This window comes from Streptomyces sp. NPDC057963 (assembly GCF_042887155.1).
Taxonomy (GTDB): domain Bacteria; phylum Actinomycetota; class Actinomycetes; order Streptomycetales; family Streptomycetaceae; genus Streptomyces.
Map to the genome: position 1 here is coordinate 406,916 of NZ_JBHVPX010000003.1, position 22,012 is coordinate 428,927.

The 22,012-nt window shown below is 70.5% G+C and carries 20 protein-coding genes; 12 read left to right on the forward strand and 8 right to left on the reverse strand.

The genetic code is table 11. The annotated features are described in order from the left end of the window. Positions 1 to 224 precede the first annotated feature (224 nt). From ACFVT1_RS08840 to ACFVT1_RS08850, 3 genes are all read left to right on the forward strand, one after another. Positions 225 to 788 (forward strand): hypothetical protein, encoded by a 564-nt coding sequence (locus ACFVT1_RS08840; protein ID WP_389793677.1) that lies wholly within the window; start codon positions 225 to 227, stop codon positions 786 to 788. A 239-nt stretch (positions 789 to 1,027) separates the two neighbouring features. Beyond that, entirely contained in the window at positions 1,028 to 1,327 is a 300-nt protein-coding gene (locus ACFVT1_RS08845; protein WP_389793678.1) for a hypothetical protein, read from the forward strand. A gap of 215 nt (positions 1,328 to 1,542) precedes the next feature. Continuing rightward, the gene (locus ACFVT1_RS08850; protein ID WP_389793679.1) at positions 1,543 to 2,001 is read left to right on the forward strand and encodes a CBS domain-containing protein; all 459 of its coding nucleotides are present in this window, start codon (positions 1,543 to 1,545) and stop codon (positions 1,999 to 2,001) included. 280 nt (positions 2,002 to 2,281) lie between these two features. On the opposite strand, the gene ACFVT1_RS08855 is transcribed toward ACFVT1_RS08850, so the two are convergent. Both ACFVT1_RS08855 and ACFVT1_RS08860 read right to left on the reverse strand, forming a co-directional pair. Beyond that, positions 2,282 to 3,478, reverse strand: a complete 1,197-nt coding sequence (locus tag ACFVT1_RS08855; protein WP_389793681.1) for an amidohydrolase — start codon at positions 3,476 to 3,478, stop codon at positions 2,282 to 2,284. After that, complete coding sequence (locus tag ACFVT1_RS08860) at positions 3,475 to 4,929, reverse strand: MFS transporter (protein WP_389793682.1); 1,455 nt, start codon at positions 4,927 to 4,929, stop codon at positions 3,475 to 3,477. The genes ACFVT1_RS08855 and ACFVT1_RS08860 overlap by 4 nt, the downstream gene beginning before the upstream one ends. 183 nt (positions 4,930 to 5,112) lie before the next feature. Here ACFVT1_RS08860 and ACFVT1_RS08865 point away from each other — a divergent pair, with 183 nt between their 5' ends. The 4 genes from ACFVT1_RS08865 (at position 5,113) to ACFVT1_RS08880 (ending at position 10,896) form a co-directional block, all read left to right on the forward strand. Next, positions 5,113 to 6,132: an Lrp/AsnC family transcriptional regulator gene (locus tag ACFVT1_RS08865; RefSeq protein ID WP_389793683.1), complete on the forward strand. Its 1,020-nt coding sequence runs from the start codon at positions 5,113 to 5,115 to the stop codon at positions 6,130 to 6,132. 525 nt (positions 6,133 to 6,657) lie between these two features. Continuing rightward, entirely contained in the window at positions 6,658 to 8,829 is a 2,172-nt protein-coding gene (locus tag ACFVT1_RS08870) for a histidine kinase (RefSeq protein WP_389793684.1), read from the forward strand. Next, positions 8,826 to 9,470 carry a response regulator gene (locus tag ACFVT1_RS08875; RefSeq protein ID WP_389793685.1) on the forward strand — a complete coding sequence of 215 codons (645 nt, stop codon included), beginning with the start codon at positions 8,826 to 8,828 and terminating at the stop codon, positions 9,468 to 9,470. Before ACFVT1_RS08870 ends, ACFVT1_RS08875 begins: the two co-directional genes overlap by 4 nt. Positions 9,471 to 9,642: 172 nt before the next feature. Beyond that, positions 9,643 to 10,896 carry an alpha/beta fold hydrolase gene (locus ACFVT1_RS08880; protein ID WP_389793686.1) on the forward strand — a complete coding sequence of 418 codons (1,254 nt, stop codon included), beginning with the start codon at positions 9,643 to 9,645 and terminating at the stop codon, positions 10,894 to 10,896. A 463-nt stretch (positions 10,897 to 11,359) separates the two neighbouring features. Here ACFVT1_RS08880 and ACFVT1_RS08885 read toward each other — a convergent pair whose 3' ends face one another. Together ACFVT1_RS08885 and ACFVT1_RS08890 are read right to left on the reverse strand one after the other, a co-directional pair. After that, a complete protein-coding gene (locus ACFVT1_RS08885; RefSeq protein ID WP_389793687.1) occupies positions 11,360 to 12,796 on the reverse strand; it encodes a hypothetical protein in 1,437 nt (478 codons plus the stop codon). Positions 12,797 to 13,016: 220 nt separating this feature from the next. Beyond that, positions 13,017 to 13,343 (reverse strand): hypothetical protein, encoded by a 327-nt coding sequence (locus ACFVT1_RS08890; protein WP_389793688.1) that lies wholly within the window; start codon positions 13,341 to 13,343, stop codon positions 13,017 to 13,019. Between the two features lie 144 nt (positions 13,344 to 13,487). Here ACFVT1_RS08890 and ACFVT1_RS08895 point away from each other — a divergent pair, with 144 nt between their 5' ends. After that, the gene (locus tag ACFVT1_RS08895; protein WP_389793689.1) at positions 13,488 to 14,543 is read left to right on the forward strand and encodes an iron-containing redox enzyme family protein; all 1,056 of its coding nucleotides are present in this window, start codon (positions 13,488 to 13,490) and stop codon (positions 14,541 to 14,543) included. 210 nt (positions 14,544 to 14,753) lie between these two features. Here the strand turns inward: ACFVT1_RS08895 and ACFVT1_RS08900 are convergent, their stop codons facing one another. Then, complete coding sequence (locus tag ACFVT1_RS08900) at positions 14,754 to 15,353, reverse strand: TetR/AcrR family transcriptional regulator (protein ID WP_389793690.1); 600 nt, start codon at positions 15,351 to 15,353, stop codon at positions 14,754 to 14,756. 70 nt (positions 15,354 to 15,423) lie between these two features. Here ACFVT1_RS08900 and ACFVT1_RS08905 point away from each other — a divergent pair, with 70 nt between their 5' ends. Then, positions 15,424 to 16,317: an NADP-dependent oxidoreductase gene (locus tag ACFVT1_RS08905; RefSeq protein ID WP_389793691.1), complete on the forward strand. Its 894-nt coding sequence runs from the start codon at positions 15,424 to 15,426 to the stop codon at positions 16,315 to 16,317. Positions 16,318 to 16,873: 556 nt separating this feature from the next. Next, positions 16,874 to 17,632, forward strand: a complete 759-nt coding sequence (locus tag ACFVT1_RS08910; protein WP_389793692.1) for an SDR family NAD(P)-dependent oxidoreductase — start codon at positions 16,874 to 16,876, stop codon at positions 17,630 to 17,632. 321 nt (positions 17,633 to 17,953) lie between these two features. On the opposite strand, the gene ACFVT1_RS08915 is transcribed toward ACFVT1_RS08910, so the two are convergent. Beyond that, on the reverse strand, positions 17,954 to 18,244 hold the full coding sequence (locus ACFVT1_RS08915; protein ID WP_389794086.1) for a hypothetical protein: 291 nt from the start codon (positions 18,242 to 18,244) through the stop codon (positions 17,954 to 17,956). A 45-nt stretch (positions 18,245 to 18,289) separates the two neighbouring features. Between ACFVT1_RS08915 and ACFVT1_RS08920 the strand changes: the two genes are divergently transcribed. Together ACFVT1_RS08920 and ACFVT1_RS08925 are read left to right on the forward strand one after the other, a co-directional pair. Then, a complete protein-coding gene (locus ACFVT1_RS08920; protein WP_389793693.1) occupies positions 18,290 to 18,889 on the forward strand; it encodes an ArsR/SmtB family transcription factor in 600 nt (199 codons plus the stop codon). Further along, positions 18,886 to 20,202, forward strand: coding sequence for an MFS transporter (locus tag ACFVT1_RS08925; RefSeq protein ID WP_389793694.1), 1,317 nt, complete (start codon positions 18,886 to 18,888; stop codon positions 20,200 to 20,202). Before ACFVT1_RS08920 ends, ACFVT1_RS08925 begins: the two co-directional genes overlap by 4 nt. Before the next feature lie 405 nt (positions 20,203 to 20,607). Here the strand turns inward: ACFVT1_RS08925 and ACFVT1_RS08930 are convergent, their stop codons facing one another. Beyond that, entirely contained in the window at positions 20,608 to 21,030 is a 423-nt protein-coding gene (locus ACFVT1_RS08930) for a hypothetical protein (RefSeq protein ID WP_389793695.1), read from the reverse strand. A gap of 687 nt (positions 21,031 to 21,717) precedes the next feature. Further along, positions 21,718 to 21,945 carry a CDGSH iron-sulfur domain-containing protein gene (locus ACFVT1_RS08935; protein WP_362211201.1) on the reverse strand — a complete coding sequence of 76 codons (228 nt, stop codon included), beginning with the start codon at positions 21,943 to 21,945 and terminating at the stop codon, positions 21,718 to 21,720. Positions 21,946 to 22,012: the final 67 nt, after the last annotated feature.

Sequence of the window (22,012 nt, forward strand, 5' to 3'; positions counted from 1 at the left end):
AGCTCGAACGGCCCGACGGGCGGCCCCTCGGCTGAGCCGGACCCGCAACAGGACTGCGGAACAGCGGCTCGCGGACCGCGAGCCGCAGACCGCGGGCCGCAGACCGCGTGCTCGATGTCAGTGCCCTGCGATAGACACTCCGGCAGTAACGCAAGCGCGACACCACGGAAGAGGGACCCACCATGGCAGACAGCGGAACGTCAGCGGGCACACCGGGAGATGACGTGGCGGATCCGGCCCACGGGCTGCCCGGCCGCATCGCCGTCGTCGGCGGTATCGAGTCGCTGGTCCTCGACGGCCGCCGCCTGTGGTTCGGCTTCGATTTCACCTCCGACCAGGTGCTCTCCCCCCTGATCGACGACGCAGGGGCCATGGCACGGTACGCCGCGCAACACATGCGCCAGCGCACAGGTGCCCATGACGAGCACTACTGGGCCCAACTCGTCCAAGCCGCTGTGGAAAGCTCGGACCTGGTGTCGCGTGACGAGCAGCGCACCTTCACCACGCAAACGCTGGAAGCAGGGGACGCAGGCTCCGCACACGGACACCTGCTGTACCTGCTCGACGCGGCAACGGAGGAACCGGCCCACAGCGGCCCCGACCGCACTCGGACCGGATCCCGAGAGCCCGCCACGCAGACCGGACCGACCGGACTCCGGCCCGACGAAGCGACCCCCGATGACGAGGATGGGACGCTGCGCAGGCAGGGGGCGGTACAAGCCCGGACCGCGGTCGGCAACTGGTCGCTGCTGTTCACGCCGTACGCCCGCAGCACACAGACCGGCTGACCGCCGGGCCGGGCGCGCCGGTGCGCCGGCCTGCGGATCTCCGTGGAGGCTGCAACGGCGTTCGGCGCATCTCCACCAGATGGCCGCCCGGCGCGCGTCCGGCGCCGGGCGGACCGGTCCCACCGAGCCAATGGATGGACGGGACGGCCGCTCGGCATGCGTCGCGCGTCGTGCCGGAGCACGCTGAACCTGAAGCTGCCTGTCCTCGACCGGCAGCCGGCCAGGAAGGGGTGACAGCGATGTTCGCGAGGCTGAGCACCTATGAGGGATCACCGGTTCCCGCGCAGGGAGCCCTGAGCGCGAACTGGGAAGCCACGCTCCAGCAGGTCCAGGAGGTTCCCGGCTTCCGGGGCGTGTACTACCTCATCGACCGGGCCTCCGGGAAGGCCACCTCACTGACCTTGTGGGATGACGAGCAGACCATGCGGGCCGGAGAGGCAAGGACAACCCGGCTCCGCGAGGAAGTCGCGCACAGGGAAGGCCAACGGGTTGTCTCGGTCGAGCGCTTCGAAGTGGGATTCAGTCATCTGGAGCCGTAGCAGTCGCCGCTCCGCATGCTGACGGCACCGCAGAGTCGGCGGGCCGAAGACACGGCCGCAGGCACCGGAGGCATTGTACGAGCGCCTGGCCCCGGGCGCGATCGGAGCGGGCCCGGGGGTCCCTGTCGTGCCGACTCTTCCGGGGAGCGGTGCTGAGCCATTCGTGTTGTGATCGATGACGGAGGGCACAAAGCTGTCGAGAACGGGAGGACATCATGGCTGAGAAGCTGCGAGCACGAGACATCATGTCCGGTGGCGTGCAGTGCGTCGGTGCGCACCAGTCGCTGTTCGACGTGGCGAAGATGATGCGCGATCTGGGCGTCGGTTGCCTGCCCATCTGCGGCGACAACAACAAGCTCACAGGCTTGATCACCGACCGTGACATCGTCGTCAAATGCTGCGCCGAGGGAGTCGACCCGGCAACCGTGCAGGCCGGATCGCTCAACGCCAAGGTGCACTGGATCGACGCCGAAGCGGACGCCTCCGACGTCCTGACGTCCATGGAGGAGCACCAGATCAAGCGGTTGCCGGTGATCGACGTCCAGAGCGGCCACCGTCTGGTCGGCATGATCACAGAGGCCGATCTTGCGAAGAATCTGAGCGACGAACAGATCGCCGAGTTCGCGAGCCGCGTATACGCGAGTGCCGGGATGTCGGGTCGGTCCGCCGGCTGAGGCGTCGCGAGGGCCTGTGTGTCCCGACCTGGACGCCGTGGCCACCCTGACGCACCGCAAGGGCCTGCGTGTCCCGGCCTGGACGCCGTGGCCGCCTTGGCGCGCCACGGCCTGCGCGTCCCCGTCTGGCCTGCACCACCGCGCACGGCTCCACACCGGCGCGCAGGGCGACCGCGTCCACCTCGCAGGAAACGAAGTCACGGTCCTGCGCCGAGTCGTCGTGGGTCTTCGTCCGGGTCGCCCTCCCGACCGGCGCCGGCCCCGGGCTGTTCTTCGGCCGTCACCTTCCTGCCCGCCGTTCGGCGAGCCCCGCGAGGAGCCGACGGCGCTGTTCGGCGGACGCGGCGAGGTCGGCGCCCACCAGGGCGAGGGCGGTCGCGCCGTCGAGCACCGCCCGGTCGGCGCCGGGGCTCTTGCCGTGGGCGGTGAACTCGGGGGTGTGCTGCCGGGCGCCTGCGGTGTCGTACCCGATCGTGGGGTGGATCGCGGGCAGGAGACGGGAGACGTTGCCCATGTCCGTCGAGGCCAGGGTCTCGCCCTGCCGGGACGTCACGGTGCGGCCGAGCCCACGGGCCGCCCTGACGTACGCCTCCGTCATGTACGGGTCCTGTCGCAGCTCGGCGAAATCCTGCCCGTGCGGGCGTAGTTCGAGCGCGGCACCCGTGGCCAGAGCGCCCGCTTCGAAGCAGGCCCGCACCCGCTCACGCACCTCGGAGAGCAGTTCCAGGGAAGGGGCCCGGACCTCGTAGCGGGCGCGGGTGCGTGCGGGGATGACGTTCACGGCCTGGCCGCCCTCCGTGACGATGCCGTGCACCAGAGCGCCGGGCGGCAGTTGCTGGCGCAGCAGCCCGATCGCGGTGTGGGCGAGGGCCATCGCATCGAGGGCGTTGACACCTTCCCATGGGGCGACCGCAGCGTGCGCGGGCGTACCGGTGTACGTGAGATCCCAGGCGCCGATGGCCAGTGAGGAGGCGCCGACGCTGTCGTCCGGGGCGGCGTGCACCATCATCGCCGCGGCGACGTCGTCGAAGACCCCCGCCTTCAGGAGCAGTGCCTTGCCGCCGATGTCCTCCTCGGCCGGGGTGCCGATCAGCTTGACGGTCAGGCCGAGTTCGTCCGCGGCGGCGGCGAGCCCGAGGGCGGCGCCGACCGCCGCCGCGCCGTTGACGTTGTGCCCGCAGGCGTGCCCGATGCCCGGCAGTGCGTCGTACTCGGCGCAGAGCCCGAGCACGAGCTCCCCGGTGCCGTGGGAGGCGACCAGTGCCGTGGGCAGCTCGCCGACTCCCCGCGAGACCTCGAACCCGGCCTCCACGAGGAGTTCCGCGATCTTCGCGGCCGAGCGGTGCTCGTGGAGGGCGGTCTCGGGCTCGTCGTGCAGGCTGTGGCTCAGACCGACGAGCCGGTCGCCCCAGAAACGTACGGTGGAGGCCACCGCGTGCCGCGCCTCGTCGAGGTCGCCGTGTGCGCCGCCGGTCATGCCGGTCCTCCGCTCTCCGTCACGTGCTCGGACGGTCGTACGAGTGGTGTGCCCGCCGCTCGGGGCTCGCGGTAACGGAGGGCGAGGACCGTGCCCGACAGCGCGACGCACGCACACGCGCCCCAGCTCCACAGAAAGCCGGACTCCCCGATGAGCCCGGTGCCGCGCGACGCGTGCGCGGCGAAGAACGCGCCGATCACGGCGGCGCCGATGGCCGCGCCCAGTGACAGGGCCAGTTCGTTGAGGCCGACGGCGAGCGCGGTCTCGTCCTCCACGACGGCCTCGGCGGACAGGGTGCGCGTGATCGACTCGAAGAGCCCGGTCGCGAACCCGACGACGAGCGCGGAGGCCAGGTACTGCGCGAGGGTGTCGTGGAAGAGTGCCATCCCGGCGAAGCCGAGCGCGATGAGGCAGCCTCCGGAGGCAAGCACCGCGCGGTCGCCCACCCGGTGGGTGAGCCGGGGCGTCAGCGTCGACCCCGCGAACCCGGCGATCACCATGGCCAGGGAGATGGTGGCGATCGTCTGCGGTCCCATCCCCATTCCGTAGCCCGTCTCCGTCGGGGAGGCGCCCAGGAAGAGGGCGTTGGCGCCGAGGAAACCGATCGTGCCGAAGGCGGCGCAGAAGGTGTAGCCGCTGATCACCGCGAGTCGCGGATTGCTCAGCATCCGCACACTCACCAGCGGATGCGTGGATCTCCGCTCGACCGCTACCCAGGCCGCGAGCAGGACGGGGACCGCCGCCGCCACGCCGAGCGTCCGGGGTGAGGCCCATCCCCAGGAGCTGCCCTGCGCGAGGACCAGGACCAACGCCACGAGGCCCGCGGTCAGCAGGGCCGCCGCCCCGAAGTGGAAGCGCCCGCCCCGCGGCACGTCGCTGTCGGGCAGCACAGCTCCGGCGGCCACGGCGAGGACCGCGACCGGCACGGCCGTCCACAGCCCCGCCGCCGCGTGGCGCTCGCTGAGCACGCCCGCGACCAGGCCGCCCACCCCGATGGAGATCAGAAGCACGCCGACCAGGAGCGAGATACCGGCGCGGTTCCGCTCGGGCGCCCGGGACCGCAGGATCCCGACGAGCAACGGGAAGAACCCGACCAGTGCACCCTGCAGCACCACCCCGACGGCGAGCGTCACCGCCGTCGGCCACGCGGCCATCAGCAGCGAGCCGCCCGCCACCATCGCCAGTGCCGCACGGAGCAGCCTGCGGTGTCCGTAGAGGTCGCCGAGCCTCGACAGCAGCGGGGTCATCACGGCGAAGGCCAGCTGGGAGAGCAGATAGATGTTGTTCTGGCCGACGCCACCGATGTGCAGCTGCCGCCCCAGCTCGGGCAGCAGCGGCGTCAGATAGCCCTGCACGATGCCGCTGAACAGCACGACGACCGCCATCGCCGGGAGCATGCCGGGGCCTGAACTCTCCGCTCGTAGCCGGAGTTCCGCTGTGCGCGTGGACAAAGCCTCACCTCATCCGGTGGCCGAAGCCCGGTGGCCGGAACCGGAAGTGGTGGCTACTGTGCGGGTCCGGGCGCGAATGACCGCGCAGATCGAAGGATTCGTGCGCTCAGAGCGCGCCGATGCGAGAAACGGTCACGATGCGACCGGGAATCGGTCACGGCATGATCCGAGAGGCAACCCGGCATGGCACAAGAAACGGTCACCGCCAGCGAGCTCGACCTCGCTCTCGTGAACGCCCTGCAGCTGCGCCCCCGCGCGTCCTGGTCCGAGCTGGCTCCTCTCCTCGGCGTCACCGCGAGCACACTGGCGCGCCGCTGGGAGCGGCTTTCCGATGCCGGGCTCGCCTGGGTGTACGCGGTGCCGGGCCGGGAGTTCACGCACAGCCGGTGCACCGCCTTCGTGCTGCTGCGCTGCCGGCCCGGAGCGCGGTCCCGGCTGATCGCCGAGCTCAGCGTGCTCCCGGAGGCCGCCACGATCGAGGTGACCGCGCCCGGCAGCGCCGACCTGCTCCTCGACGTCCTCGCCCCGGACCTCGCCTCGCTCGGTCACTTCGTGACGGAGACGCTGGACCGACTGCCCGGAATCGCCTCGGTCGGGTGTCTTGTCGCCACCTCCCTGTACGTCGAGGGGAGCCGCTGGCGGCTGCGTTCCCTGGATCCCGCCCAGCTCTCCGCGCTCGTCAACTCCGTCTCCGCGGCGGCCGATCAGGTCCGCACCCTCGAACTCGACACCGTCGACCGTGCTCTGCTCGACGAGCTGGTCCACGACGGCCGCCTCGCCCTGGCCGAGCTGGCCGAACGCACCGGCAGCAGCCCCGCCACCGTCCGCCGCAGACTGCGCCGCCTCACGGACGCGGGAGTGCTCGCCTTCCGCTGCGACCTCGCCACCCCGCTGGCCGGCCACCCGGTCCCGGTCACGCTGCTCGCCCACGCACCGGCCCGTGACATGGGCGCCGTACACCGAAACCTGGCCGCCCTCACCGAGTGCCGCCTCGTCGCAGGCGTCACCGGTCCGGCCAATGTCCTGGCCACCCTTTGGGTCCACGACGTCGCCGACATCCAGCGCCGTGAGACCGCGCTCTGCGCCCGCCTTCCCACGCTGACCGTCACCGACCGTATCGTCGGCCTGCGCACCGTCAAGCGTATGGGCCACCTCTTGGGCACCGACGGCCACCGGACCGGCGTACAGCCGATCTCTCCTTAGTAAGGGCTGTCCCGTAATCCTTGGTGGATCAGCGTGCGGCGTCAGATGCGGTGCATCGCAAGGCGGAGGGACGCCCTCCTACTGGATGTATTCGGGCGTTCCGACAACGCGGCGAGGTGCCGTAGCTGTCGTCGCACGCCCGCCAGGGATTACGGGACAGCCTTTAGGGGCGCCTGATCCGCCCGCGGCCGGCGCGGCCAGCACCCGTATACGTCCCACGACGACGGGACGAGCCGTGCGAAGGCCGACGCCTGCCGCCGGACGATGCCCGGCCGACCCGGCATCCCGCGCTGCGCCGGAACCTGCTCCGCCGGGACGACGGACCCGGCAGGCGGTCCGCGGGACCTTCATCGGTTCACCCGTCCGTCCGACGCTCCGACCTGCTTGCTTCTCCCCCTCGATGAACGGATGCACCCTCACCGGATTCCCCTCGCGGAGAAGGACGAGCGACCTCGCTGCCGGTCGGGAGAGCCATGGGCTCGTCACCGCTACCGAGAGGCGGCGTGCAGGAGGTACGTTCCGGCGATGAGCCGGTTCACGGAGGCAGTGGCGGACGGTCCGCCTGCGGGGGCGGTGACGGACCGTCGGTCCGGATGGCGCGAGTTGGCGCTTCCGGTGCTCGTCCTGGCCTCGACGCTGGTGGCCCTGCCCTTCGGCAAGGCCGCGATGGCGGCCGCGGTGGCCGCGCCGGTCGCCGTGCTCATCGCGCTCCACTCATTGGCCGTGCACCGGACCGCCGGGCCCGCACTCGCGGGAGCGCTCACCGTCACCGTGGTCGCCGCCGGTGCCGCCGCTGCGCTCGGCGAGCCGCCGCACTACGTGGCGGGCGTCGCACTGCTGACGGGCGGGGGCGCGGCGGTCGCTTGGGCGACGGGACGCTCCCGCCGACGCACGCGGGCCTACCGGTCCGCCCTGGTCGCGTACCGGGCCGGCGCCTCCGCGGTGCCCCGGTTCGCGGCGCTCGCCGAGCGAGACCGGCTGGCAGCGGAGCTGCACGACGTGGCCGCGCACCGGCTGACCGGGATCGTGGTGTCCGCCGGCGCCGCGCTCCGGCTCCCCGACCGGGAGCGGACCGCCGAGGCGCTCCGGCACGCGATCGACGCGGGTCGGCAGGCCATGCACGAACTGGACCGCCTCACGGGACTGGGCGAGCGCTCCGCAGTGGCCGCCCTCGCCGACATCGACGCGCTGGCCGCCGAACAGGGGGCGGACTACCGGCGCACGGTGGACGCGGCACCCGGGAGCAGCACAGAGGCGGCCTACCGCGTGGTCCGCGAGGCCCTGACCAACGCGGCCCGGTACGCCCACGGGGCGGCGGTGCGCGTACGCGTGGAGGGGGCCGACCAGTGCGGCGGGACCGACAGGTCCGAGAGATCCGAGAAGCCCGTGAGGTCCGACGGACCCGACCGGTCCACCGGAGGGTCCGGGCTGACCGTCACCATCACCGACGACGGCGGTACGGTCGCCGTGTCCGGCCTCGGGACCGGGCACGGCCTCGCGGGACTGCGAACCGTGGTCGACGCGGCGGGCGGAACGCTGTGGTCGGGGCCGGAAGGCTCCGGCTGGACCGTACGGGCACGGCTGCCGTCGGCCGCGTCACCTGTCGCACGCCGGTGGCCCCGCTGGCGCGGACCCACCGCCCTCGACTGGGCGTTGGTGGTCCTCGCGATCGCCCTCTCACTCGGCGCGAGCCTGCTGTCGGCCGACGTACCGGCCTCCTTCCGCGGCTTGCTGCCCGCGGTGCCGACGGTCCTGCTGTCGGGGCTGCACGCCGTGCCACTGGGGTGGCGTTCACGTCTGCCCGGACGCGCACTGGCGGCGGTGCTGCTGGCCCTCGTGCTGTGGCTGGCCTGCGATCCGGCCGACTGGACACAGCCACCGGTCAGCGACATCTTCCTGGTGTACTGGTGGGTCGAGTTGACGCTCGCGTACAGCGCCGGAGCGTATCTGCCCGGCCGTCGCAGCCGGCTCGCGCCCCTCGCGGTGGCCTCCGTGGGCGGTCTCGTGCTCGCCGGCGGCAGCGGCATCACCGGCAACCGGGCGGCGGCCTGGGCGGTACTGACCGGCATGCTGTCCCTCCCCGCGTTCGCCGTCTGGTCGCTCGGGCGGTTCACGGCCCGTCGCCGGGACCGGCTGCGGGCCGCCGGCGCCCGGCGACGGGAACGGCTCGACCGGGACGCCGACGCCGCGGTGCGCGACCAGCGCCGACGGATCGCCGAAGGGCTGCGGCGCACGGCGCAGCGGCACGCGCGGGCTGTGGTCGCCGCCGCCGAGGCCGGCCAGTTGGAGTCTGTACGGGACGAGGCCCGGGCCGGCCTCACGGCGTTGCGGGAACTGCTCACCGGACTGCGGGGCCGGGACAGCGGGGACACCCCGCCGCCCACCGTGGCCGGGATCGCGGCGCTGGCCACCCGGTACGGCACCGCCGTCCGCTACACCGGCTCGCGCCGTCCGGCACCCGCCGTCGTGGAGGTCTCCGCGTACCGGATAGCCGCGGCGCTGATGACCCCGGGGGTGACACTCACCGTGCGCAGCCTCGACAACGGGGTCGAGCTCTCCGGTCCCGCCCCCGCCGACCCGGGCGTGCTGCGGCGGTTGCGCGCGATGGCCGATGCCACCGGCGGTACCCTGTCGACGACCGGCCGCGGTGCGGTACGGGTGTGGCTGCCGGAGGTGTTCCCATCGCGATCAGGGTGACCATCGCGGACGACCAGGCCGTCGTACGTGCCGGGATCGCGGCGATCATCGACGCGGAACCCGACCTCTGCGTCGTCGGGCAGGCAGCGGACGGTGAGGCCGCCGTCGAACTCGCGCTGTCGCTGCGGCCGGACGTCGCGCTGATGGACATCCGGATGCCGGGCGCCGGCGGCCTGGCGGCGACCGCCGCGATCACCGCGCGCAATCCGGGTACCCGTGTCCTCGTGCTCACCACGTTCGACCTCGACGAGTACCTGTTCGCCGCCCTGCGCGCCGGAGCCGCCGGTTTCCTGCTGAAGGACGCCGAACCGGAGCGGGTCATCGACGCGGTACGGGTGGTCGAGGCCGGGGCCGCGCTGCTCGACCCGGCAGTGACCAGAAGGCTGATCGACCGGTTCGCCCAGGCGCCCGACCCGTCCGGCACAACCCGGCTCGGCCGGCTCACCCCACGCGAGACCGAGGTGCTCCGGCAGGTCGCGCGCGGGCTGTCCAACGCGGAGGTCGCGGCGGCGCTGGACATCAGCGCGCCCACGGTGAAGGACCACGTCTCCGTGATCCTCGGCAAACTCGGCGTACGGGACCGGGTCCAGGCGACGATCGCGGCGTACGAGACCGGTCTGATCCGGCCCGGCACACGCTGAACCGCGGGCACGGGCACCCGTGGCCTGTCCGCCGTCCCCGACCCCGTCGTACGCCGTTCCCGACCCCGCCGTGCGGCGGGGTGAGGGCCCCGCCGCACGGCGGTGACCTCCCGCTCCGGGATCGTCCCGCAGCGGGAAGGAACGCGCAGAGCGCGTTCCTAGCCTTGTCCGTATGGCGCACACACTTCCCCGCCGCGTCTTCGGCGGCGCTCTTCTCCTGCTCTCACTGCCCTTGGCGTCCGTCGCCGCGGCGGCCGGATTCCTCATCACGGCGTTCGTCACCACGAGCGTTCCGGTGTTCGCTTTCGCCTGTCTCGCATCCGGAGCCGTCGTCGGCTGGTTGCTCGGTCGCGCCGGGTTCGCCCTGCTCGGCGCGGGACGGCGGGCAGCTGTCCTCTTCGCGGGCGGGCTGACCGTCGCCGTGGCGGTACTCGCCGCCGTCACCGTGTTCCGTCCCCTGCCGACCTCCGCGGCGGCGCCCGCCCCACCGGGCGTCAGATTCTGGAAGCTGCCGACCGGCTCGCGCATCGCATACGTCCACGCCCCCGCCGTCGGCACGGCCAGGCCGACGCCGGTGATCTTCCTGCACGGCGGCCCCGGCACACCCTCCGAGGGCATTCCGACCGGCGGCCGGGAACTCGCGGCGGACGGCTTCGACGTCTACGCCTACGACCAACTCGGATCGGGGCGCTCCACCAGGCTGCGGGACGTCACCGGATACACGGTCGCCCGCCAGGTGGCCGACCTCGACGCGATCCGCCGTACGCTGGGCGCGGACCGGATCGTCATCGTCGGCCAGTCGTGGGGAGGGTCGCTCACGGCCCAGTATCTGGCGGCCCACAGTCGGCACGTGGCCAAGGCGGTGTTCACCTCGCCGGGCGCGCTCTGGGGCCACGAGTACCCCGGCGCCACGGCAGGCGAACCCTGGGGCCGGCTCACGAAGTCCCAGGAGGCCCGGCTCGAAAAGCTGAACAGCGCGCCCCGGATGGCAGCCGCGAGCCTGCTGCTGGATGTCAACCCCGGTGCCGCGCACGCCCTGGTCGGCGACCGCGAGGTCGATCAGTGGATGCACGAGGTCGCCCTGACGGGCAAGGACAGCACCTCGTGCCAGGGCACACCGCCCGCCGCGGCGCACCACAACCCTCAGGGCTTCTACAGCAACCAGCTCCTCCGCAAGGACTTCGAACGGATCCCCGACCCCCGGCCGAACCTGCGTACGGCGCACGTCCCCTCTCTCGTCCTGCGGGGCGAGTGCGACTTCATCAAACCCGCGGTCACCGATGAGTACCGGCGCACCCTCCCGGACTCCCGGCTCGTGACCGTCGAAGGTGCCGGTCACGCCATCTCCCGCGGCCGGCCGCGCCTCTACACCGCACTGCTGCGCGCCTTCCTGCTGGGCAGACCACTGCCCGCGAACGCATCCTGACCAAGCGGGCAACGAGCGACGGCCGGCTACAGGAAACTCCCACGCCCCGCACTGGTCCCGCCGACGGCGGCGACGCCGGATCGTCGCCGCCACTGCCACCACCTCAAACGAACCCGCACACACCAGGAACCAGCCGACACCGCCCTCGTCCCGGCTCACCGCCCGCCGGCCCGGATCGACGACGATGGCGAACTCCCCTTGATCGTCGGCAGGTTGATCCGCCCGAAGGCCGGCCGTCCGCCCTGCGGCGGCGACCCGCTCCGCGTGCGGCTGTGGGCCGGCAGCCCCGGCTGACGGCACCTCGCGCAGCAGAAACCACCGTGAGGGGCGGGACAACGCCGTCACACTGCGGGCGCCGCGCCGACTCGGAGTTCCTGTGGCACGGGAGCGGAACGAACCACCCGGACTCAGCCCTCAACACCCCACGCATGCCATCGAAATGCCCGGATCACAGCCTTCTGCATCACGTGTTGGGCCCGACCGCTTTCATCTCCGTCTTTCCGCCCCGCACCACTTCCATCAGTGTCCCCGCCACCGCGCTCATCCGGCGCTGGCGGAGGTCCAGGACAGGGGCCGGGTTCGAGAGGGCGTGGGAGGCCAGCAGGTTCATCAAGGACCAGATGACGTCGGGGCAGCCGGTCACGGGGAGTTCCTGGCCGTCGGGGGCGATGACCGTGGCCGCGGTGACGCCCGCGAGCAGGTTGGTGCGGGCCCAGTCGATCACGTACGACCTGCCGCTCGGGCTGACACTGAAGACCACCTCCCTGGTGCGGTGCAGAACCGTCAGGTAGTTCATCGGCACCGTCAGCCGCCGGGCGGCGTCGAACGGGGGCATGGCGTCCGCCGGATGGATGCGCAGCACCGTGTCCAGTACCGGGCCGTGGTCCTGAAAGGTGTTCGTGCCACGCATCTCCAGGAACCGGGCACGCACCAGATGACCACCGCGGCGCGACCACCCTCGGCCGACCGAGCCGAACCCTCCTGGCTCACCCGGCAGGTGGTCCACGATCCACCGGGCCTCTTCGCCCTGCTCGGTCACCGGCGCCCGCTCCTCGGGGAGGGCGCGGTCCCGGTCGGCCAACACGGTGTACCGCGCCGCCGTGTGCCCGTCCAGGCGCCGGAGGTCGATCGTGTCGCCGACCATCTCGACGCCTCCGACCTCCCGCGAGATCCGCATCTGCCGCAACTGGCGACCGCACCGCCGGGTCACATCGGTCGTCCGACCGTCGAGGCCGATCACCCGGCAGGTTCTCGTGCCCGCCAGCAGGGCACTGCGCGGCCACTGGGGGGTGACTTTTCCGGGGACCTCCGGATCGCCCGGACTGGCGGGAGCCGCCGGGGCGACCAGGACGACCAGGCGGCCCGCCGTGACCGCCGACAGGCACAGGGACGGCACCCGCCACTCGTCCGTGATCTCGAACCCGGCAGCCCCATCGGCCCCGTCGGCCTCCTCGACGTCGTGCACCCGCAGTCTCATCCTGATCAACGGTGTGAACTCGTCAGGGGCGTAGTTGCCGTAGTAGGCCGTGAACGTCGCCTCGCCATCGGGGTCGTACCGCACGAATGACGCCTCAAGGACGTCCGCCCGTACCAAACGGGCCTCCGCCGGGCCTGTTCCGGACCGCGGCGCACACACCACGAAGGAGTCGTCCCCGTAGGAGACACGCGTGTCCGTGACCCGGTCCCTGCGCGTGACCCGGGGAAATTCCCTCCGTGCGGTCGTGAAGGCCACGACAGGGATGACGGCCGAGTAGACCACTCCGCCGACGAGCGCGAGCCAGGCCCAGTCCTCCCCCTCACGCCAGGCGATGTATCCCAGGAGGAGCGCAAACGGGCCCGGAAAACAGCAGATCGTGGCGAAGACAAGATTGCCGACAAGCACACTGGTATACGTGCGCATGGTTCCTCCTCCGCTCGTTCCCCGTACCCCGCGCACGGATCGCGGCCTGGGAATACCATCCGCTGCCCCATGGTCCCGTCGCCCTCGCCCCAGCACCACCCTTCCGGAAGAACAGGCCCGCTTCCCGGCCCGGCGATGCGTCAGAGGGCGGCCGAACAGCCGGCGGGGAGGAGGGCGGCATCACCCTCCTGCCACCGGGCGGGGCAGGACTGATTCCACGTCAGACCACGCGCCGGTCGGCGAGCGCGGCCACTTCGGTGAAGTACCCCCGGAACAAGGGCTCGTCGCCGGGCGGCACCTGGACCGCGGGCGAACTGGCAAACCTGAAGGCGAGCCGGTCGGTGCCGTACAGTGCGGCGTTCGGATCGCGCACGACACCGAAGAACAACTGGCCGGGTTTGCCCGGCTTCTTGTAGTGCACCAAAGCCCCGAGCCAGCGCAACGGAACCCGGAACGTGTGTTCGGCGGTGCCTAGGTTGAACAGCTCGAACACCCCCCGGTCCACGCGCAGGTGCAAATCCTCGTAGTCGAATGCGAGCGGCTCCATACCGGAGAAGATAGCCCGGCGGCGATGCCCGGCGCTCAGGCCCCGGGTACGCAACGAACGGGCTCGGTAGCGGGAGGTATTGATGGGCAGGGGGCTCCACTCTACCGTCGATGGAGACAGAGACGGCGGAACGTGGAGGCTGAAATGGCTGCTGACGCACGGGATTCGGAGACGTCGGAGCACGGGGTCGCGGCGCTCCCGGAGCCTCGGGGACCGGTCACGGAGACGCTCTTCCAGGCGCTGATGGACGAGCCGGGCCCCTTCCCGATTCCCCCCGTCGTCGGCGGCGGCGACCCGGTGGCCGATGACGATCTCCACCTCGCCCTGTACGTGTGCTACGAGCTGCACTACCGCGGGTTCTCGGGGGTGGACGACCGCTGGGAGTGGCAGCCCTCGTTACTCGACCTACGGGGCCGACTGGAGCAGAAGTTCGAGACTGCGCTACGTGACCGATTCAGCGTTCCGGGAGGGCGGGACGACCTGGATGCCGTGGCCGCTCTGACACGGATCGCCAACCAGCCCGGCCCGCCGTTGTCGCGCTACCTGCGTGAGGACGCCACCCTGGAGGAACTGCGGGACTACCTCGTCCATCGGTCCGCATACCAGCTGAAGGAGGCCGACCCCCACGCCTGGGCCATCCCGCGCATGACAGGGAAGGCCAAGGCCGCTCTTCTGGAGGTCGAGTTCGACGAGTTCGGCAGCGGACGGGCCGAGCGGATTCACGCAGTGCTGTACCGGAACACCATGGACGCGCTGGGCCTGGACAGCCGCTACGGAGCACATCTGAACGCGATTCCCGGGCCGATCCTGGCGACGGTCAACATCGTCTCGATGTTCGGGCTGCACCGTCGGTTGCGGGCAGCCGTCGCGGGCCAACTCGCGATCTCGGAGATGACCTCGGCGCTTGCCAACAAGAACGTCGCAGACGGAATGCGCAGGCTCGGCCTCGGCGATTCGGCCACCGACTTCTTCGACGAGCACGTGATAGCCGACTCCGTGCACGACATGATTGCGCTGCACGACCTGGTGGGGGGTCTGTTGCAGCAGGACCCCGCAGCCTCGGAGGAAGTGCTTTTCGGCGCCACGGCGTGGACCGGCATCGACGCGATGTCCGCCGCATACCTGCTCGGTTGCTGGCAGAACGGCGAGCCGTCGTTGCGGCCGGCCGACCGCGACAACGGGCACCTGCGCGCAGGTTGACGGCGCTTCCTCTCCTCTGCTGATGTCGGCCGGTCAGGCACACGGCCTTGTACTGGTGGGTTCGTCCGTTCATCTGTCGCCAATTCCCCGTGGAACCCGCCCTGCTGGCGACCGAGTGTGGTCGCCGGAGGCGTACCGGCTCCCGATGCTTTCGCTCTGCCGTTGGGGTTCGGCGGGACGGCGCCGGGCGAGGCCGAGTCCTGGCCAGGGTCAGGCCGTGCCGGCGGGATTTCCGGAGGGGCAGGTGACGGCCCAGGCGGCCTCGATCATCTGGAAGATCTCGTCCACCGCGGCCTGCGGATCGGCCGCGCCACGGGCCAGGGAGTAGGCGTCGATCACGAACCTCGCGATCGTCCGGCAGGACGTTGTGGTCTGTGACAGGTCGGGATCGGCGGCGATGGCCGTCGCCAGCGACTCCGCATGGCGCAGTCCCATCGACTCCTCGTACTCGCGCAGGGCGGATGATTCGTCGATCATGCGCCGGATCGGGGCGGCGCTGTCCGCCGCGCAATGTCGCACCAGGGCCTGGATCTCCCGGCACAGCGCGGGGATGAGCGGCTCGTGCGGTGCCCGACTGGTGACCGCCTGCGTGAGGCGTTGCTCGAAGTCTTGGTCCTGCTCGAACACCAGGGCCTCTTTCGAGGCAAAGTGGGAGAAGACCGTGGTGACGGCGACATCGGCCTCGGCGGCCACGTCGCGGATGCCCACCGTGTCGTACCCGCGTTCCAGGAAGAGCCGCAGGGCGGTGTCGGCGATCTTCTGGCGGGTCGCGGCCTTCTTGCGTTCGCGTCGCCCGGTTGGCACGGTCATGCCCTAACACTACCAGGCCCAAATACGCAACCGTTGTTAAACACTAACCGTTAGGGTTATGGTCGACGGCATGAAGAGAGTGAGCTTCGCCGAGTTCGGCGGTCCGGACGTCCTGCGACTCGTCGACGCCGAGGAGCCCCACGCGGGCCCCGGCCAGGTACGCATCGCCGTGCGGGCGGCGGGCGTGAACCCCGTCGACTGGAGGATCCGCGAAGGCCAGATCCTGAAGGCCCATCCACTCGAATTGCCCTCCGGAGTCGGGCTGGACGCCTCGGGGGTGGTGGACGAGGTCGGCCAGGGCGTCGAAGGGGTCGAGGTCGGCGACCACGTGTTCGGCGAAGGCTCGAGCACCTATGCCGAGTTCGCCGTGCTGTCGGCCTGGGCCCGCATGCCCGAGGGACTGACCTTCGAAGAGGCGGCCGGGTACCCCTCCGTGGTGGAGACCGCGCTGCGGGTCATCCGCGAGGTCGGTGTGCAGGCCGGGCAGACGCTGCTGGTCAGCGGTGCGTCCGGAGGGGTCGGATCGGCGGTGCTGCAGATCGCCCGCGACCGCGGCATCGGGGTGATCGGCACGGCCGGAGCCGCGAACCAGGACTACCTGCGCGGCCTGGGTGCCCTCGCCACGACGTACGGCGAAGGCTGGGTCGAGCGGGTGCGGCGGCTCGGCCATGTCGACGCAGCTCTCGATCTGGCCGGCTCGGGCGTGATCCGCGAGCTCGTCGAGCTGACCGGGGATCCGCAGAAGGTGATCTCCATCGCCGACCTCGCCGCGCCGGAGTGCGGTGTCCGATTCTCCGGCGTGGCCGGGAGCGTGCCGGAAGCGCTCGCCGAGGCCGTCGGTCTCATCTCGCGGGGAAAGCTCCGCATCCCGGTCGAGAAGTCGTACACGCTCGCCGAGGCCGTGGCGGCGCACATCGACAGCCAGACCGGTCACACGCGCGGGCGCCGGGTCCTGGTCGTCTGAAAACCGGCTGCGCGTCGTTCCCAAGCGGAAATTGAGGACGACGCCGGCCTTGGGACTGGTCAGCCCGCATCGAGCGGCGGCGGCCGGCGCGGAGCCGCGGTGCATGGGTCCTGCGTCAGGGAGGCGACTTGTGAACCCGTATCTCCAGGTGCCGCGCTACAGCCGAGCCGTGATGACCTATTGCTCCGAGTCGTCATGGAGACCCCGGCGGGCATCAACGACCGGGCATATCGTGGCGGCGGTTTACTGGTGGGTCGTATTCAACTGTCACGACTTGCCCGGGTTGCCGCCCCCTCCCGTTGGCTGCAGAGAGTGACGTTTGTTCTTGGCCGGCGAATGCACCGGCGATGGTTGAACATGCGAGCTCACCAGTGTCAGGCCCCTCATCGTGGCCTCGTCGTCCTGGCGCCCAGCCTGCTTCCGCGGGTGACCGGGCGCAACGTGAGGTCCGATACCCGCCAGACTCGGCTGCCGTCGTACTGCAGTCTGACGGAGGTGGTCGTGCTCCGGGCCCAGCCGACCCCACTGGTACCGCCTCTCCCCGAAAGGTCTCTCCATGTCTTCCCGTCTGAACTCCAAGGTCTTCGTCGTCACCGGCGGCTCCTCCGGCATCGGCCTCGCCGTCGCGCGGCAACTCGCGTCAGAAGGCGCCGCCGTCGTCATCGGCGCCCGCCGCAAGGACATCGGTGAAGGGGCTGCCGAGAGCATCCGGGCCACGGGTGGCCGGGCGCTCTTCGTTCCCGCCGATGTCTCCGTCGAGGCCGACGCCGCCGCACTGGTCACGGCGGCGCTCTCCGAATTCGGCAGCCTGGACGGGGCGTTCAACAACGCCGGCTCTGTCAACGCCTCCGGCCCGGTGTCCAGTATCGACGGCGCCGCCTGGAACGCCGAGATCACACAGAACGTCACCAGCGTCTTCAACTGCCTCAAGCACCAGATACCGGAGGTACTCAAGACCCGTGGGGCGATCGTCAACAATGCCTCCAACATGGGGGTCGTCGCGCTGCCCGGCGTCGCCCCATACGTCGCCGCCAAGCACGCGGTCGTGGGCCTGACCCGGGCCACCGCGCTCGAAGTGGCCGAACAGGGCGTGCGTATCAACGCCATCACCACCGGCGGCGTCGACACGCCGCTGGCCCGCACCTCGATGCTGACCAGCGACGAGGCCGTCGCGCAGATCTCGGCAATGCACCCGGTGAACCGCATCGCCCGGCCCGAGGAGATCGCCCCGTTCGTGGCGTTCCTGCTGAGCGACGACGCCTCGTTCATCACCGGCGCAGCCCTCGCGATCGACGGTGGATTCACCACCCGCTGACCGCCGGTAGAAGCGCGGCCTCTCCGGCGTGGAGCACGTCGCCGACCGCCAGTTGGACGATCCGAGTCAGGGGCTGCGCGTAGAGCCCTTCGGAAGAAGTGGTAGTCCAGCCCGTCATCCAGCCCCAGAGCCTTGTGGTAGGCGATGAAGCGGCAAGCTGGTTGTCACCACCGCCCACGACGATTCGCGAATCGTCGCGAGTTCGCATCGGATGCGATGGGCGGCGCCTGGAACACCGGCACAGCCGTTGACGCTGAGAACGATCACGGTTGGTCAGCACAGTGATCGCCCCAGAGCCGGGGTTCACTGGAAGACCGTCGGTCACAGCCGGGGGCCGCCTACGGTCCGCCCGATACCGGTGGAGTTCTTGGCTGGTGATCGGGCCGAGACGTACGGGAAGTCCGCCGAGGAACCGACCGGACCTGGGCTGGAGCGGCTGCGCCGTCCGCCGACACGGACGACGAGTACCCCGTTCACGCGGTCGTTGGAGAGGGCCGATGAGATCGGCACATTCCAGCTGGGGCGGTTGAAGCTGTCGCGAATCCCGCCGAACCGGCTCGCGGCGCCGGCCCGGTACGGGCTGGGGTCGAAGGCGAGTGTGAGCACATTCAATGTGAGAGTTGACTCTCACATAATGTGAGAGGACACTCTCACGTTATGGATTCCGGAAATCGGCTGGGCGACATCGAGATCACCGATCCGCATGCGATGCGGGCGTTGGCACATCCGGTGAGACTGGCGATCCTCGACCGCCTCCAACGGCACGGGCCGGCGACAGCCACGCAACTCGCGCCCCATGTGGGAGCAACTCCCTCGGTGACCAGTTGGCATCTGCGGCACCTGGCGGGTTTCGGGCTGGTCCGGGATGCCGAGGCCGGGGCGGACCGTCGGCAACGGCGGTGGGAGGCGGCAGCGCGTGGATTCCGATTCGGGGCACGGCAGGACGAGGAGGGCAGGTCGGCTGCGCGGGCACTGTCCCGGGAAATGTTTGTGCGCTATGGAGATCTGCCGAGCAGGTGGGTGGCCGAAGTCGAGCCCAACCTGGACCCGTTGTGGCAGGGGGCTGCTGGTCTGGCCAACACCCGTGTGGTCGTTTCAGCGGAAGAACTTGCGGCGATCCAGGACGGGATCGAGCGGGTGCTTGCGCCTTACGTGACACGCGAACCTGCCGAGCGTCCGGCCGGCAGCCGCGGCGTCCGGCTGATGCGCTATGTCCTACCGGAGCAGGACGACGAGCAGGCCGGCGGGACCCGGTGAGCACCTCGGAGGTGGGCGGCCCGATATCTCTGTGGCGCGACCGGCGCTTCCGCCGGTTCTGGGCGGGGCAGTCGATTTCGGAGTTCGGCGACCGGATCACCGAACTGGCGCTGCCGCTGATCGCCGTAACTGCGCTGAGTGCCTCGGCCAACCAGGTGGCATGGCTGACCGCGCTCATCTGGACTCCGAATCTGCTCGCGATCATTCTGGGGGCTTGGGTTGACCGTCGGGTCCACAAACGCCGCCTGATGGTTCTCGCCGATCTGGTGCGCGGTGCGGTGTTACTCAGCCTCCCCGTGGCGCACCTGCTCGATGTGGTGAACCTCGGTCAGTTGTATGCCGTGGCGTTGTTGACCGGCGCCGCGGCGGTGCTCTTCAGCACCGCCTATCCGCCCTTCTTCGTTCACCTCGTGCCCCGCTCGTCCTACGTCGAGGCGAACAGCAAGCTCAGTGCCAGTCGGTCGGTGTCGCACGTGGCCGGACCGGCGGTCGGCGGTGCTCTCGTTCAAGCGTTGACCGCGCCCGTCGCTGTCGTTGTCGATGCCTTGTCGTACATGGCGTCCGCAGTCCTGATAGGGCGGATCCCGCTCGGTGAATCGCCAACTGGCGTGGACGGAGCAGCGGTTCCTTCACTGCTTCGACGCGCCCGGGAGGGGATGGCCTTCGTCTGGCGGCACCCGGTACTGCGTGCCGGGCTCTGCTGCGCGGTCACTGTCAACTTTTTCACCTTCGTCGCAGGCAGCGGGCTGATGGTGCTGTTCGCCACCCGCGTCCTGGGGCTGTCCGCCGGAGTTATCGGACTGGCTCTGGGCGTCGGTTCAACCGGCGCTCTCCTCGGTGCCATCCTTGCTCCGAGAATCTCGCGACGTATCGGTGTGGGGCGCAGCATCGCCGTGGGAGCCGTACTGTTTCCGGCGCCCATCGCGATTGCAGCCGGCGCGGGAGGCCCGCTCTGGGCCCGAGCCGGAGTACTGGCCGCGGCGGAATTCCTCTCCGGAGTCGGCGTCATGCTCTTCGATGTCAACCTCAACTCCCTGCAGACCAGCGTCATCCCCGATGGCATGCGCAGTCGCGTGGCGGGCGCGTTCAGTACCGTCAACTACGGCATACGCCCCATCGGGGCCGTCGTTGGCGGCCTGCTCGCCACTGCCTTCGGCCTGCGGGCAACACTGCTCATGGGCGCCGCAGGGGGAATGCTGTCACTGCTCTGGCTCCTGGCTTCGCCGATCCCCCGCATCCACTCCCTTGCTCAGGATGACATGGCCACTCCATGCGGCGATGCCGATCCGGATATCCACTCGGCGCCTTGCTGACCTGGTGACGAATTCGGCTGTCGAGCGCGGGCAGAACTCTCACCAACGGAACATCTGCGTGAGTTCTGCGAGAGCCCCCGGAGCGATCACGATTCCGCAGGTCGTCGATTGCGAGAGTCCTCTCGAAACTGACGTGTTGTGCGAGGAACTTCCGAGAGTGCGGTACACGGCTCCATGCCCGGCCCGTCGCCGGCCGATGGGGTGATGTTGCGGCATCGCTGCCGGTCAAGCGTTCGTGGCAGCAGCGCCACCATGCGGAACAGCTGCCTGCGACTTCCCGCAAAGAGGAACGATCCGAGTCCGAAGGACGGCATCGCAGAACAGGCGCTGCACCGCGCGGCCGTGGGCAGTGGTCGTGCCGGCTGTCCGCGGCCACGCTGCTGCTGGTGCTGCTGGTGCTGCTGGTCAGCGGACGTGCACCGTCACCACGTCAGAGGCGTGCAAGCGCACGGGATTCTGGTCGTGCGTGCTGGTCAAGCCGTACAGCACCGCACGGAATCGCAGGTTGCCGCGGCGCGCGGACGTGCCATGTGCGGTGACCCGCGCCTCGCCCTTGACCGCAGCGCTGCACGTCTCCTGGTGCCATCCCTCGCCGAAGCCGTTCTCCTCCAGGCACAGCTGATGCAGGTAGCCGGCGCTGTCGTCGTCGCCGTGCGCCTTGACCGTGATGGTCTTGCCGACCTGGGCAGTGGGCGGCGCCGTGATCTCCACAGCGCCCTTGGCGAACGCCGGCGCTGCGGCCAGAGCCACCGAGGCCAGACCCAGCGCACCGATCACAGCCACCCGGCCGCCCCGCGCCTTCATCCCGGTCTTCTTCGTCCTGGTCATGGACTTCCCTTCCATGGATCTCCCCCACATGGTGAGACCCAACCCCTTTGCGAGGCACCCGGTGCGCCTTGCTGATTACCCAGATGAGCCGGCCGCCCCGCCCGTTGCACCCCGCTCGCTCCGTTACAGATCCACGACAAAACCCACCGACCATGCCCGATCCCGCCAACAGTCACCAAAACGCTTCTCGGGAGCGGCAGCCCGTTGACCTGCGCGGTCCGATATCGCAAACAGGTACTTCGTGAACACCTCGACTACCTGCGGTTTCCCGGAGCGGGAACGATGTATCGCCTGCCGTCCCGGCCGTTCCCCCTTCCAGGGGAACGATCAGCGTCCCGAAATACGACGGGCCGGGATGCCGCGAAGACGGTGCCTGGGAGGACACTCCTGCCATCGAGCCGGCCGTCCGGCCCGCCGAACCGTGCATCGGCTCCGGCTCGCGGGCGGCACGCCCCATCCCGGAACGCGACCGGACGGCGGGCGCATCCTGCGTCAACTACCGCCAGCGACAAGCACATTGACCGCCTTCGACGCCGACGCCGTCACCACACCTGCGGTCGCCGCAGCCCGTTCCGTGCCAGGGAACACACCACTGCTGCGAGGGCGTGGCGGAACTCGGGCCTGCCCCGGACCGGTCGGCGTGACGGTGCTCCGCGACGGCGCCTACATCAACACCGGCCCACGACCCTAGTCCGACTCGCGCCGACGGTGTCGTGCCGGGTCGCGGAAGCGAATCAGTTTGTGGGTGCTGTCGCACCACGGCTTCTGGCCGGACAGCCCGCAGCGGCACAGCGCGATCACCGGCCGAGTCACCTCGATCTCGTTGCCGTCGGCGTCGACGACGCGGTGCGCGCCGCGTACCAGGTAGGGCCCGTCGGGGTAGGCGGTGACCACACATTCGGTTGCGTGTCGCACGGCCTTCTCCTCTTCGCTCGGAGTCATCGCTTCTCCACCTCGCTCGGAGTCATCGCTTCTCCACCTC

Excerpts from the sequence above, each read along its gene's own strand:
- ACFVT1_RS08845 (WP_389793678.1), top strand. The coding sequence starts at position 1,028 with ATGTTCGCGAGGCTGAGCACCTATGAGGGATCACCGGTTCCCGCGCAG.
- ACFVT1_RS08850 (WP_389793679.1), top strand. The coding sequence starts at position 1,543 with ATGGCTGAGAAGCTGCGAGCACGAGACATCATGTCCGGTGGCGTGCAG.
- ACFVT1_RS08855 (WP_389793681.1), bottom strand. The coding sequence starts at position 3,478 with ATGACCGGCGGCGCACACGGCGACCTCGACGAGGCGCGGCACGCGGTG.
- ACFVT1_RS08865 (WP_389793683.1), top strand. The coding sequence starts at position 5,113 with ATGGCACAAGAAACGGTCACCGCCAGCGAGCTCGACCTCGCTCTCGTG.
- ACFVT1_RS08870 (WP_389793684.1), top strand. The coding sequence starts at position 6,658 with ATGAGCCGGTTCACGGAGGCAGTGGCGGACGGTCCGCCTGCGGGGGCG.
- ACFVT1_RS08880 (WP_389793686.1), top strand. The coding sequence starts at position 9,643 with ATGGCGCACACACTTCCCCGCCGCGTCTTCGGCGGCGCTCTTCTCCTG.
- ACFVT1_RS08885 (WP_389793687.1), bottom strand. The coding sequence starts at position 12,796 with ATGCGCACGTATACCAGTGTGCTTGTCGGCAATCTTGTCTTCGCCACG.
- ACFVT1_RS08890 (WP_389793688.1), bottom strand. The coding sequence starts at position 13,343 with ATGGAGCCGCTCGCATTCGACTACGAGGATTTGCACCTGCGCGTGGAC.
- ACFVT1_RS08895 (WP_389793689.1), top strand. The coding sequence starts at position 13,488 with ATGGCTGCTGACGCACGGGATTCGGAGACGTCGGAGCACGGGGTCGCG.
- ACFVT1_RS08900 (WP_389793690.1), bottom strand. The coding sequence starts at position 15,353 with ATGACCGTGCCAACCGGGCGACGCGAACGCAAGAAGGCCGCGACCCGC.
- ACFVT1_RS08905 (WP_389793691.1), top strand. The coding sequence starts at position 15,424 with ATGAAGAGAGTGAGCTTCGCCGAGTTCGGCGGTCCGGACGTCCTGCGA.
- ACFVT1_RS08910 (WP_389793692.1), top strand. The coding sequence starts at position 16,874 with ATGTCTTCCCGTCTGAACTCCAAGGTCTTCGTCGTCACCGGCGGCTCC.
- ACFVT1_RS08920 (WP_389793693.1), top strand. The coding sequence starts at position 18,290 with ATGGATTCCGGAAATCGGCTGGGCGACATCGAGATCACCGATCCGCAT.
- ACFVT1_RS08930 (WP_389793695.1), bottom strand. The coding sequence starts at position 21,030 with ATGACCAGGACGAAGAAGACCGGGATGAAGGCGCGGGGCGGCCGGGTG.